5 protein-coding genes and 1 pseudogene are annotated in these 13,594 nt (G+C 77.2%); 1 reads left to right on the top strand and 5 read right to left on the bottom strand.

The annotated features are described in order from the left end of the window. From ACWEO5_RS21935 to ACWEO5_RS21915, 5 genes and pseudogenes are all read right to left on the bottom strand, one after another. Positions 1 to 1,659, bottom strand: a pseudogene (locus ACWEO5_RS21935) (hypothetical protein); the annotation flags it as partial. Between the two features lie 159 nt (positions 1,660 to 1,818). Continuing rightward, complete coding sequence (locus ACWEO5_RS21930) at positions 1,819 to 2,925, bottom strand: hypothetical protein (protein WP_452163970.1); 1,107 nt, start codon at positions 2,923 to 2,925, stop codon at positions 1,819 to 1,821. 643 nt (positions 2,926 to 3,568) lie between these two features. Then, entirely contained in the window at positions 3,569 to 4,069 is a 501-nt protein-coding gene (locus ACWEO5_RS21925) for a DUF4132 domain-containing protein (RefSeq protein ID WP_452163975.1), read from the bottom strand. 27 nt (positions 4,070 to 4,096) lie between these two features. Continuing rightward, positions 4,097 to 7,495, bottom strand: a complete 3,399-nt coding sequence (locus tag ACWEO5_RS21920; protein WP_452163969.1) for a DUF4132 domain-containing protein — start codon at positions 7,493 to 7,495, stop codon at positions 4,097 to 4,099. A 232-nt stretch (positions 7,496 to 7,727) separates the two neighbouring features. After that, complete coding sequence (locus ACWEO5_RS21915) at positions 7,728 to 11,396, bottom strand: DUF4132 domain-containing protein (RefSeq protein WP_452163968.1); 3,669 nt, start codon at positions 11,394 to 11,396, stop codon at positions 7,728 to 7,730. A 224-nt stretch (positions 11,397 to 11,620) separates the two neighbouring features. Between ACWEO5_RS21915 and ACWEO5_RS21910 the strand changes: the two genes are divergently transcribed. Then, entirely contained in the window at positions 11,621 to 13,489 is a 1,869-nt protein-coding gene (locus ACWEO5_RS21910) for a serine/threonine-protein kinase (protein WP_452163966.1), read from the top strand. Positions 13,490 to 13,594 lie beyond the last annotated feature (105 nt).

Raw genomic sequence — 13,594 nt, 5'->3', positions numbered from 1 at the left:
GGTGGACAGGCCCTGCGCCATCAGCCGGGCCGCCGCCACGTCCAGCACCGGCAGCAGCAGCGGCGCCAGCTGCGCGGGCCGCAGCCCGACGGCGTGCAGCGCCACGGGCACGGCCGCCGCGCCGTACTTGGCGACCACCGGGCGCAGCACGTCCGCCCCGGGGTTCAGCTCGGGCCGCCACTCCGGCAACAGCGGGGACATCACCTCCACCGGGGCCTGCCAGAGCAGCCGGCAGACGGTCAGCGAGTTCGTGGCCGTGCGGAACGCCTCCGGCCCGACCACGGCCCAGTCGGTGTCGTCGGGGTGGGTGCGCCACTCGTGGGAGTCGAGCGCCTCCGCCATCCACGACTCCCGCTCGCCGTCCTGCCAGTGCAGCGCGGACGACCCGTCGACGGCCACCGCCACCACCTCCGGCCGCCCGGCCGGACGGGGCCGCTCCCACGGCGGGGACGCCAGTACGGCGGGCCACTCCCGCTCCCCGGCCACCGCACCGGCCGGTCCCGCACCGGCCGGGCCCGCGGCGGGCAGCGTGCGCACGAACCCGGCCGCGGCCGGGTCGAGCCCGCCGATCAGCTCCGCCGCGTCCCCGGTGCGGGAGCGCAGCTGCCGCTCCAGCAGGTGGCGCGCGGTCGCCCCGCCGTCCCGGGCGGCCGCCGCCAGCAGGCGCAGCGCGCGCACCGGGTAGCGCTCCACCGCCTGCCACAGCACCGGCGCCACCGACTTGTCGTCCACCCGTCCCAGCAGCGCCCCGAACGCCTCGTCGGAGGGGAACTCCAGGAGCAGCCCGGCCAGTCGGGGCGCCTCGTCACCGCTGTCGAGCCGGCGCAGCGCCCCGGCGAGCAGCGGCACCGCGTCCGTCCCGAGGCCGTCCGCGACGGTCGCCGCCGACTCCGCCGACCAGCTGAACCGGTCCAGCAGCGGCGCCAGCCGGACGGCCTGCGCCCGGCTGCCGAGCGAGGCCGGCAGCAGCGCCCGCAGCGGCTCGCGCTGGTGGTGCGGCAGCTCGTCGATCCAGGTGTCCACCCAGCCCTCGGCCTCCGGGAACAGGTACGCGGTGCCCAGCCGCCGCAGGTACCCGCCCGACCGCTCCGCCCCGGCCGCCGCCCGGGCCTCCCGGTGGGCGGGGGCGTCGGCGACCGACAGCAGGTGGCGGGCCCAGCGCAGCACCTTGGTCTGCTCGGCGCCGTAGCCGTACGCGTCGGGGGCCGCCGCCGTCAGGGCCGGCGCCGGGTGGCCGGGCCCGGCCCGCCGGAAGCCGACGTCCAGCGTCGCCAGGGCGGCCCGGACGGCGAACGCCAGCCCGTGCCGCGCCGTCCAGGCGTCCACCAGCAGCGCCCCGCCCGCGTGGTCCTCCGCGTGCAGCGGGGGCAGTATCGCGGCGACGCAGGCCGCGCCCAGCGCGTCCGGGGCGCCGCCCAGGTAGGCCCGGGCCGCCCGGACCAGCTCCCCGTCGGAGTCCGCGGCCACGCTCACCCGCTCGAACCGCTCCCGGTGCCCGTCGATCAGCGCGTCCTCGGCGGCCACCGCCGCCGGGCCCGGCCACACCGCGGGCGAGGACGCGCCGCCACCGCGCCGCGGCACCACCAGCGCGTGCCAGGCCGCCGGCCACTCGAACGCGTCCTCCCGCTCCGCCCCGCCGACCGGCTCCCCCTGCCGCACCGCGCCTCCCGCGCCCGTACCCGTGCCCGTACCCGCGCCCGCGCCCGTACCCGCGCCCGTACCCCGATGATCGATCACCGCCACACCCTAGCCAGCCGCCCCGACACCACCGGAACCGGCGGCATCGGGGCGGCATCTGACGGAGCGTCAGGAGGTGGCTCAGAACGCGGAGGTGTAGGCCAGCAGGAACGGCGCCACCACCGGCGAGCCGCCCGGGTTGAAGCACAGCGGGGCGAGTTTCACCGTGCCCGAGCTGCGCGTCCAGGGCAGGGCGAGCTGGCACCAGCCGGGGCCGCTGCCGTACGCGGTGACCTGCGCGTGGTCGGACGGGACGGCCACACCGGGCATCAGCACCGCGGACGGGACGCCGGTGCTCAGCGTGTTGGTGCCGCCCACCGAGTTGAAGTTCGTCCCGGCCGGCACGGTGCCGTTGTACCAGAGGTACCCGAAGGACTTCGGCGGGAACGCCGGGCCGTGCACCGCCCGCTTGACCGAGTAGCTGAGCGTCCAGGCGGTGTCGTACGGCGTGTTGGTGGAGTCGAAGCAGGCCACCAGGAAGGTCTGCCCGGTGCTCGCCGGGTACCAGGCCGCGACCTTGCAGCGCGCGCCCTGCGCGGCGTCGACCGCGGTGACCTGCACGTCGCCGACCTCGACCGAGGAGCCCAGGCCGGGCAGCCAGGCCTTCCACAGGCCGGTCGAGCCGTGGCCGGAGGTGTTCGCCCCGCCCGCGGAGTTGTACTGCGAGAGCAGCGCGCCGGAGGGCAGCGAGTACAGGTAGCCGTAGTCGCCGCCGGGCGGCGGGGGCGTGCCGGTGCTGCTGCTGAACAGCACCGTGAACGGCGAGTTGTCCGGCGCGCCGCCCGGGTTGTAGCAGGCCACCTTGACGTCCAGTCCGGTGCCGGCGGTGCCCCAGCCCTGGATCTGGCACCAGGTGCCGGTGCGGTTGACGGCGGTGGCGTGCGCGACCCCGCCCGGGCCGGCGATCAGCGGGAAGTGCACCGTGTACGTGCCGGTGCCGGTCTGGTCGACCTTGACCGGGTTGGTCGCCGGAGTGGGCCAACTGCCCCACTGGCGCGAGGGGTCGGGGACGTAGCCGGGCGGCGGCGTCGGGTTGTCCAGGTAGGCGAAGCCCCACCGGTCGGGCACCGCGGCGTGCGCCGGGGCGGCCGCCGGAACGGCCACCGCCAGCAGGGCGGCCAGCAGGGCCAGGACGAGCGGGACGAGGCGGAGGGAGCCGCGTACGGGCGCGGCGGGACGGACGGGCATGGGCGTTGACCCCCAGGGTGGTGAGGACGGGTGCCGACTGCGTGCGGGACGTGCGCTGGTGATTCCCGTCCGGTGCGCACCGGTGGGGCGCGGGCCGACCGGCTGGACGCAGGCCGGTCGGCCGGACGCGGACCGGTCGGCGGTGTGCCGGGGCCGGGCCCGTGGTGAGCCGGGTCTGCGAGGTGCCGGGGTCTGCGAACTGCCGGGGCTTGCGAGGTGCCGGAGCCGGACGGGTCGAACGGTTCGGAACGGGTCGAACGGTTCGGAGCGGGGAGCCCGACGTCACCGCGGGAGCGCCGCGGTGCGCGGTGGAACCCGGGCGCGGTCACGGAACCCGGGCGCCCGGTGCTGTCCTCGACGCCGGCTGCCACGGCGTCCGGCCGCGGGGCGGCCACCGCCGCAGGGCCCGGCCCGGCGGCGACTACATGCTAGGAGCGGCGGACCCCGGCCGCCCAGCCCCCCGGTGCGCCCGGTCCCGGCCGATCCCGGGCCCGCCCCACGGGGCCCGCCACCCCGTCCCGCCCCAGCGCCCACCCGCACTCACCACCGGCCGCCCCACCCGTCGCGTTCCACCCCGGCAGACCGCCGGGGCCGCGCGGGCAAGGTGGCCGGAACCGTGCGCCCGGCCCGCCCGCAGCCGGGCTCAGGAGGAGGTCAACTCCTCCAGTTCGGCCAGCAGTTCGGACGCGGTCAGGGCGTCCAGTTCGCCGAGCCGGACGAGGGTGCGGCCGGTGCGCCAGTGGTCGTCCGGATCGGTGTCGAGCCGCACGGCCGTGAAGGTCTGGTCGCCGAGGTGGACGGCGGCGCCGACCGTGATGCCCGGGTCGAGTTCGAGCACCAGGTGGCGGCCGTCCGGCAGCGGCTTGTGGATCCAGCGCTCCACGTTCGCCTCCAGGGGGACGCCGCGCCGCCAGCCGCGCTTGGTCATCCCGAGCAGCCGCCCGACCGGCACGGTGTGCCCCTCGAACCGGCGCAGTCGGCTCCCGGCCGCTTCCTGCTCGGTGAACCCCCGCACCGTGCGCCCGAGTTGGGGGCAGGGTCGGATGATCTCGTAGTCCGCGAGGAGTTCGGCCCAGGCGGCGAGATCCGCGGGTGCCAGGTGCAGCGGGTGGGCGAGTCGGACACCGGGGGAGACCCTGGCCAGGCCCGCCGATGCTCCCGCACGGCTCGGCTACCGCGGCCCGGCCGTCAGCTCCTCCAGGTCGGCCAGCAGCTCGGAGACGAGGACGGGCGGCAGGTCGCCGAGCCGCGCGCCGGCCTCCTGGTGCTCCGGCCGGTAGGAGCCGGAGGAAGCGCCGAGCCACACCGTTTCGAGGGTCTGCTCGACCGCCTCGGCGGGGGAGTGGACCCGGAGGCCCGGGTCGAGCGCGAGCACCAGGTGGCGGCCGTCCGGCAGCGGCCGGTGGAACCGCTCCGCCACCCCGCGGTAGCTGCGCGAAGGCTCGACGTGCTGCCAGCCGCGCCCGGTCAGGGCGAGCAGCCGCCAGACCGGGACGGTGCGCCCCTCGAACCGGCGCAGCCGGTGCCCGGCGGCCTCCTGCTCCGTCAACCCGAGGACGGGACGGGCGAGTTGCGGGAACGGCTGGACGATCTCGTAGTCCGCGAACAGCTCTGCCCAGGCGGCGAGGTCCGCGGCCGTGAGGTGCAGCGGGTGGGCGAGCCGGACGACCGCACCCGGCGGCAGCGCGAACGGCTCGTCGCGGACGTCGGCGAAGGTCCCGTCCTCGGCGACCCGGAACGCGGCGCCGTCCGCCGTCCAGAGCAGCCCGCGCACCAGCCGGCCGAGCAGCGGGTGGGCGAGCAGCAGGCCGGTGAACTCGCCCGCGCTCCAGGTGCGTTCGGCGGTCATCGCGTTCCGCAGCCGGGCCGTCCGCTCGGCCGTGAAGGCCCGGGCGTCCTTCTTCAGCGCGGTGAACCGCCGCCGCCCGGCCGCCGCCAGCTCCGGGTCGTCCGCGGCCGCCGCCGCGGGCAGCGCCTTGCGCCGCCTGCCCGCCGGGTCCAGCACGTACGGCCGCACCTGCTCGTCGAAGCCGACGGTGAACGTCCGGCTGCCGTAGTCGATCACCGTGCGGCCGTCCGGGTCCAGGCCCAGGCCCGGGGCCAGCCGGTCGGCGAGCTGCTCGGCCGTCAGGTCCAGCGCCTCGGCGACTTCCGACACCCGCTCCCGGGCCCGCTCCCCGAGCGCGGAGGACTTCGCGGCCCTGGCCACGCCGTGCAACTGCGCCAGGGCCTCCGGGCCGCCGAGGGACACCAGCACGTCCAGGGCGTCCACCTGGCGCTGGTGGGAGAGCCGGGGCAGCAGCGGGGCCAGTCGGCGGGCGGTGTCGTCGTCGCCGAGTTCGCCGAGCGCGTGCAGCGCCCAACTGGCCCTGGGCGGAGCACCGTTGCGCTGCCACTCGGTGAACAGCGCCCAGCCGAAGGCGGCCGCCGAATCCGCCCGCAGTGCCGGTACGACCGCCGCCAGGCCGGGGTACGGGTCGTGCGACCGGCCCAGTTGCAGCATGGCCAGCAGGTTCCGCACCGCGGCTTCCGGCAGCGCCCCGCCGCCGTCGGCCAGCAGCAGCTGCGGCAGCACGCCGGTGCGCAGCCACTCCGGGAGCACCGGCAGCCGGGCGGGCAGCGTCCGCAGCAGGGCGCCGGGGCCCAGGGCGTCCGCGACCGCCGCCGCGGCCTCCTCGCCGTGCCGCTCGGCCACCGCCGCCAACAGCGCGTCCGCGCCCCGGGCCGCCGCGACCCGGCGCAGTGCGTGTTCCGCGGCCTGCCGCTCCGGGCCCACCGGGCCGAGCGCCGCCGGGACGAGCAGCAGCGCCCCCGCCACCTTGTGCCGAGCGAACCACGAACGCGCCGCCGGCTGGGCCGACTTGAGCCGCAGCAGGCCCGCCATCAGACCCGCCACGGCCGGGTCCAGCACCGGCAGCAGCGCCGGGGCGACCTCCTCCGGCCGCTCCCGGGCGGCGAAGCGCAGCAGCCGCAGCGCGGCGGTGCCGTGCCGTCCGAGGATCTGCCGCAGGTGGCCGCCGTGGCTCAGGTACTCCGACGGCTGCCAGTCCGCCAGGTACGGCGCCACCAGTTCGGCCGGGCCCCAGGCCAGCAGCCTGGCCATCCGCCAGTCGAAGACGCCCGGCGACAACTCCCCGAGCACCTCGGCCCAGTCGGTGCCCGCCGGGTACCGCCAGTACGGGTCGCCGCCGCCCGCGTAGGCGGCCGACTCGCCGTCCCGCCAGACCAGTTGCGGGTGCTGCTCGACGGCCAGGCCGGTCAGCACCACCGGTTCGCGGGCGGTGCGCCGGCGCTCCCACGGCGGCTCGGCCAGCAGCGCGGGCAGCCGCTCGGGCGGGGCTTCGGGCAGCGGCTCCCGGGCGCCGTCCAACGACAGTACGAACGCGGCGCCCTCCGGGTCCAGCCGGGGCAGGATCTCCGGCAGCCGCGAACGCCACAGCCGGACGTGCCGGTCGAGCAGTTCCCGGACCCCCGGGCCGCCGAGGCCGTCCCGCACGGCCGCCGCCAGGACGCGCACCGCCCGCGCCGGGAAGCGCCGTACCGCCGCCAGCAGGTGCCGGCGGGAGTGCGGGTCCCCGCTCGCGCGGACCAGCAGGCGCATCGCCCCGTCGGTCGGCAACTCGGCCAGCAGATCGGCGAGTTCGTGCAGTCGGGACTCCGGGCCCCGCTCCAGCTCGGCCAGCAGCGGGGCCAGCACCGCGGGCCCGGCCCGGTCGACCAGGGTGACCACCAGCCGGGGCGTCCAGCGGGGGGAGGCGCCGCCCCGCTGGGCCTGGAGCCGTTCCAACTGCTCCGTGCTGCTGAGCGCGGACATCAGCAGGGTGTGCAGCACGGTGGCCGTCCGGCCGCGGTGCGCGGGCAGCTCGGCCAGGCACTCGTCCACCCAGTCCGCCCGCTCCGGCACCAGGTGCGCGATCGCCGCCCGGCGCACCGGCGTGGTCCGCAGCGGCGCCAACTCCCCGACCACGGTCGCGTACTCGTCCTCGGGCACCTCGGCGAGGGCCTGCCGGGCGACGGCCAGCAGACCGTACTGCGCGGTCAGGTCGAAGTAGACGTCGCCCTCCAGGTCCAGGACGGCCAGCCAGTAGTGGTGGTCGGAGCCCGTCCACCACCGGGCGAGGGCCGCCTCGAAGGCGGCCAGCACCGCCCGCACCTCGAAGGGCAGCCCGGCCCAGGCCACTCGGTCCGCGAACTCCTGCCGCAGGGCCGCCCGTTCGGTCGAGCCGCGGATGATCTCGGCGGCCACCGCCGCTCCGAGCGGGTCCTCCGCCCCGTCCAGGTAGGCCCGGAGGGCGGCTGCCGGCCCGGGGGCGGACAGCTCGTCGGCCATCAGCCACTCGATCCCCTCCGCCAGGCCGTTCAGCGCCCGGGCCTCCCGCTGCCAGGCGTCCTCCGGGTCCACCGACGGCCACTCCTCCGTCGCGGGGGCGGGCGCCCCGCGCCGGCGCAGCGGCAGCACCTGCGCGCGCCACGCCGCCGGCAGCTCGAAGGCGTCCTCGTCCGGCAGCCCGCCGCACCCGTCCGCCACCACCGCACCGCCACCCCTGCCGTCCCGTCCCCCGTGCCGCACGCGCTCCTCCAACTCCCCGAACGATCAAGCCCATTACCGCGAGGAGACCCTAACGAAGCCCACCGACGCCCCCGGGTGGCCCCGGTGCACCGCTGGGACGCCGCGAACGCGCTCGGCACGCCCAAGCCGGTCGACCCCGGGTCGGCCGCGCGGCCTGCCGCTGGTGCGGCGGGGCCGCGAGCCGCGCGAGACCGGCGCACTGACCCGGACGGAGGAGCAGGCGGCGGCGTTGTCAGCCCGAGGTCAACTCCTCCAGGTCGACCAGCAGTTCGGAGGCGGTGACGGCGTCCAGTTCGCCGAGCCGGACGAGGGTGCGGCCGGTGCGCCAGTGGTCGTCCGGATCGGTGTCGAGCCGGACCGCCGTGAAGGTCTGGTCGCCGAACTCGTTGGGGAGGCCGACCGTGATGCCCGGCTGGATCTCGATCACCAGGTGGCGGCCGTTCGGCAGCGGCTTGTGGATCCAGCACTCCACGCCCGCGTCCTGCGGTTCGCCGCGCCGCCAGCCGCGCTTGGTCATCCCGAGCAGCCGCCCGACCGGCACGGTGTGCCCCTCGAACCGGCGCAGTCGGTGCCCGGCGGCCTCCTCCTCGGTCAACGCGGCGACCGGGCGGCCCAGTTGGCGGAAGGGTTGGAGGATCTCGTAGTCCGCGAACAGCTCGGCCCAGGCGGCGAGGTCCGCGGGTGCCAGGTGCAGCGGGTGGGCGAGTCGGACGACCGCGTCCGGGGGCAGCGCGAACGGCCCGTCGTGGACGTCGGCGTAGCTGCGGTCCTCGGCGACCCGGAACGCGGTGCCGTCGTCGCCCCCGGCCGGAGCCGCCGTCCAGACCAGCCGGCGCACCAGGTGTCCGAGCAGCGGGTGGGCGACCAGCAGGTCGGTGAACTCGCCCGCGCTCCAGGTGCGTTCGGCGACCATCGCGGCCTCCAGCCGGGCGCTCTGGTCGGCCGCCAGGGTGCGGGCGTCCTTCTTCAGGGCGGCGAACCGCTTGCGTTCGGCGGGGGCGAGTTCAGCGTCGTCCTTGACGCCCGGGGCGGGCAGGTCCTTGCGGCGCTTGCCGTCGGCGTCCTTCACGTACGGGCGCAGCTGCTCGTCGAAGCCGACGGTGAACGTCCGGCTGCCGTAGTCGATGACGGTGCTGCCGTCCGGCTCCAGGCCGAGGTCGGGCACCAGGCGGTCGCCGAGCTGCTCGGCGGTCAGGCCCAGGCCCTCCGCCACCTCGGCGATCTTCTCCTGCGCGCGGGCCTTCAACGCCTTGAACTTCACCCGCTGCGCGATGCCGTGCAGGTGCAGCAGCGCGGCGTCCGTGCCGATCACGGCCAGCACGTCCAGCCCCTCCACCGCCCGCTGGTGGGCGCCCTGCCCCGGCCACTCGCGCACCACCGGCGTCAGCAGGCGCACCGTCGCGTCATCACCCAGCACCCCCAGCGCGTGCAGCGCCCAACTGCCCGAGGCCGGCATCCCGCTCTGCCGCCACTCCTCGAACAGCGCCCAGCCGAACGCCGCCAGGGTGTCGGCCCGCAGCGCCGGGGCGACCAGCGCCAGCCCCGGGTACGGCTCGCGGAGCTTCCCCAACTGCAGCACGGTCAGCAGGTTCCGCACCGCCGACTCCGGCAGCGCACCGCCCCCGTCCGCCAGCAGCACCTGCGGCAGGGCCTCGACGCGCAGCCAGTCCGGGAACGCGGGCAGCTTCGCGGGCAGTGCCGCCTCCAGCGGATCCGCCGCCAGCAGCCCCGCGACCACCGCCGCGACCCGCTCGCCGTACCGCTCGGCGACCGCCGCCGTCAGCACCTCCGCCCCCTGCCGGGCGGCCACCAGCCGCAGTGCGTGCTCGGCCGCGGCCCGCTCCCGACCGGCCCTGCCGACCGCCGCCGGAACCAGCAGCAGCGCCCCCGCCACCCCGTGCCGGGCGAACCACGAACGGGCCACCGAATGAACGGACTTGAGCCGCAGCAGGGCGTCCGCCATCACGCCCGCCACGGTCGCGTCCCGTACCGGCAGCAGCACCGGCGCGGTCTGGGCCGGATTGCTCAGCGCCGCGCCGTGCAGCAACGTCAGCGCGGCGGTGCCGTACTTCGCCAGCACCGGCATCAGCGACTCGCCCGCATCCGCCAGGAGTTGGGGGTGCCAGGACTCCAGGTACGGGGCCATGACCTCGGCCGGTCCCTTCAGCAGGACCTGGCAGCGGTCCCAGAACGAGCCGCTGATCTCGGCCCGGTTCGCCTGCCTGGCCCAGTCGGTGTCCGGCGGGAACTCCCGGCGGTATCCGGACCCGTCCGCGAACTGCTCCAACTCGCCTTCCAGCCAGTGCAGTTCCGGGGCTTCGTCGGCGCTTGCGTCGGTCAGCACCACCGGGCCGCGAGCGGTGCGCCGGCGCTCCCACGGCGGGTCGACCAGCAGTGCGGGCAGCCGTTCGGGCGGGGCCTCGGGCAGCGGCTCCCGGGCGCCCTCCAGGGCCAGCACGAACGCGGCGCTCTCCGCGTCCAGCCGGGGCAGGATCTCCGGCAGCCGCGAACGCAGCTTCGCCACCTGCCCGTTCAGCAACTGCCGGGCCGCCCGCCCGTCGGCGCCCGAGCGCCGCGCGGCCGCCGCCAGCAGGCGCACCGCCCGCACCGGGTAGCGCCCCACCGCGGTCCGCAGCACCAGCCGGACGTGCTTGTCGGCGATCCGGTCGACCAGCCCGGCCATCGCCTCGTCGGTCGGGAACTCGGTCAGGTACTCGGCGTACCGGCGCATCGCCTCGCCCTCCACCTGCCAGTCCAGCGTGCCCGCCAACAGCCGCCCGGCGGCCGGCCCCGTCCCGTCGGCGAGGGTGGCCACCACCTGGGGATCCCAGTGCAGGTACGACCTGATGTCGGTCGACCCGAACCGCTCCACCTGCTCCGCGCCGCCGAGCGCGCACAGCAGCAGCGTGCGCAGCACCGGACCGCCCCGCGGCCCGTACGCCGGGGCCTCGGCCAGGCACTCGTCCACCCAGTCCGCCCGCTCCGGCACCAGGTACGCGGTCACCGCCCGGCGCAGCGGCGTCGTGGTCCGCAGCTGTGCCAACTCCGCCACCACGGAAGCGTATTCGGGCCCGTCGGCAGCGGCCAGGGCCCGTCGGGCGACTGCCAGCAGCCGGAAGTGGTGTGCCATCGAGTGGTAGCCCGGAGCTTCCAGGTCCAGCGCGCTCACCCTGGCGCGCCACTGGTCCGGCAGTGCCCGGGCGGTGTCCACCTCCAGGGACGCCAGGGCGGTCCGCACCGCCGTGCCCAGGCCGAAGCGTGCCCGCCAGCCCTCGAACTCCCGCTCCAGCCAGTCCCGCGGGCCCGGTCGCCTGACCATCGCGGTGACGGTCGCCAGACCCGCCGCGTCCGGCGCCCCGCCCAGGTACGCCCGGACGGCGGCCACCGGCCCCGGCTCGGACTCCGGGGCGGTCAGCACCCGTTCGATCGCCTCGCCCTGCTCGGCCACCCGCCGGACCTCCAGCTCGGCCACCTCCGCCGCCTCCACCACCGGCCACCCCTCGGGCAGCGGCACCGGCACCCCGTCCCGGCGGCGCGGCACCACCCACCCGCGCCACTTCTCGGGCAGCGTGAAGGCGTCCTCGTCCGGGAGCGCGGCGGTCGCGGCGGACGCGGTGGGCCCGGTGGGCACGGCGGCCCCGGCGGCGGCAACAGGCACGCCGGGCCCGGCGGCGCCCCCGTCCACCGCGGCGCCCCCGCCCACCGCCAGGTAACCCTTGCGCTCCTTCTCCGCGACCAGCTTCGCCAGGTGCGCCCCGGCCGCCGCCGCATCGGCCAGCTCCTTGACCTGGAGCCGCCCCTCGGAGCCGATCCGCCCGTACCGCACCCGCACCGAGGCCCCCTCCGCCCCGGCCTCCCAGAACTTCGCCGAACCGCCGCCGACCAGCTCCCAGCGCCGCACTAGCCCCTCCAGGCCCACCGGTCGGCCACGAACCGGCCGACCACCTGGGGAGACCCTAGCCAGCGGCCAGGACAGGCAGCGGCGGGCACCCTCCGGCCCGCCCCGACGACCCTCCCGAACGGGCCCGGACCGGTCACCGCGAGCTGGTAGCTTTCGGGACGGGCCGGCCCGGGGCAGAACTCCCGGGCCCGGTCGGGGAGACCGGGGAGACCGGGGAGGCAGAGGTGGCCGAGGTGCGGGTGCTCGCCGGGCGGTACCGCCTGGACGAGCTGATCGGGCGCGGCGGGATGGGCCAGGTCTGGCAGGGCTGGGACGTCACGCTGCACCGCCGGGTCGCCGTCAAGCTGCTGCACGACGACCAGCCGCACGACCCCCGGGCGGCCGGACGCTTCCTCAACGAGGCGCGGCTGTCCGCCGGTCTCGCGCACCCCGGGATCGTCACCGTCCACGACCTGGACCGGGAGCCGGACGGGACGGTCTACCTGGTGATGGAACTGCTCACCGGCACCGACCTCGCGGTCCGACTGCGCCGGGACGGGCCGCCGCCGGTCGCCGAGGCGCTGGACTGGATGCTGCAACTCTGCGACGCGCTCGCCTTCGCGCACACCGCCAAGGTCATCCACCGCGACCTGAAGCCCGCCAACCTGTTCCTCGCCCCGAACGGGAGGCTGAAGGTCCTCGACTTCGGCATCGCCAAGTACGCCGAGGGCCTCAGCGACTCGCACAGCCGGGTGATGGGCACCACGGCGTACATGCCGCCCGAGCGCTTCCACGGCCGCTCCGGCGACCACCGGGGCGACCTGTACTCGCTGGGCTGCGTGCTCTTCGAATTCCTCACCGGACGACCGCCGTTCGGCACCGGGGCACCCGCCGCCCTGATGATGCGCCACCTCACCGAACCCGCCCGCCCGGCCGGACCGGAGGCTCCCGGGCCGGTCCCCCCGGAGCTCGACCGGCTGGTCCTCGACCTGCTCGCCAAGGAGCCCGGGGACCGGCCCCGCTCCGCCGCCGAGGTCACCGCGCGCCTCCGCCCGCTGTCCGCCGCCCCGGCCGCCCCGGTCCGCACCCCCACCGAGCGGGACGCGCCCCGACTCCGCACGCCCACCGCCCCCGTGACACTGCTCGACCCCCCGGCGCACCGCCCCGGGCCGGGGCAGGACGAGTACGCGGACCGGATCCGCTCCTCGGCCGCTGACGGCCGACTGCCGCTACTGCTGAGCGAGTTGGCCCGTGGCGGGGCCGAGTACCGCAGCGACCCCTGGATCGCCGCCGCCGCCCGGGCCTGGCCCGCCGCCGAACTCGCCGCCCTGCTCGGCGCGTACGACACCGCCGGGCGCGCCGACCTCGCCGACCGCCTCGCCGCACTCGCGGCGGCACAGCGCGACCCCGCCGAACTCCCCGCCCTGTTCGCCGGAATGAGCGAAGCCGGGCAGCGCGACCGGCTCCACGCCCTGTCGGCCCGGTTCGGCGCCACCCGCACCGAGCAGCCCGCGCCACCCGCCCCCGCGTCCGCCCCCCTACCCACGTCCGTACCCGCCCCCGCCCCCGCCCCCGCGTCCGTACCCGTCTCCCGCCCCGGGCCGGTGTCCGTCCCGGGCCGGGTGCCGGACGCCGACGCGGGGGAGACGGAGTACGCGGAGTGGATCCGCGCCCTGGACGCCGCCGGTCGACTCGCCGGGCCGGAACGGGAGTTGGCGCACCTGATCCGCAGCCGGCAGTCCGACGCCTGGGTGGAGGCGGCGGCCCGGGCCTGGCCGGCGGAGCGGATCGGCGAGCTGCTCGCCCTGTACCAGAGCGGCGGTCGGAACGACCTGGCCAGCCGGATCGTCCGCAGCGTCCCGGAGCACCGCGACCCCACCGAACTCCCCGCCGTGCTCTCCGGGTTGCGCACCGCCGGGCAGGGCCAACGGATCGTCATGCTGCTCAGCGCGGCCCGACGGCGCGGCGCCCGCTACGTCGCCGCGGCCGGGGCCGCCCTCGCCGTCGCCGGGGAGGGCCCGCTCGCCGAAGCCCTGGGCCGGACCCGGGAGATCGGCCGGCCCGACCCACTGGAGTCGGTGCTGTACCCGGACCTGTACCCGGCGGCGAAGTAACGCCCCGCGACTCCGGCCCCGGCCCGACCCGGGCCCCGGCCCGACCCCGGCCCCGGAACGGCGGACGGCCACCCACCGGGGAGACGGGGACGGCCCCGTTCGGTG

This window comes from Kitasatospora sp. NPDC004272 (assembly GCF_053603035.1).
Note: the sequence above shows the minus strand (reverse complement) of the source record. Positions and strands in the feature narration are given on the sequence as shown.

What these genes read in the sequence shown, in the direction of transcription:
- ACWEO5_RS21930 (WP_452163970.1), bottom strand. Translation starts at nt 2,925, where the DNA reads ATGCCCGTCCGTCCCGCCGCGCCCGTACGCGGCTCCCTCCGCCTCGTC.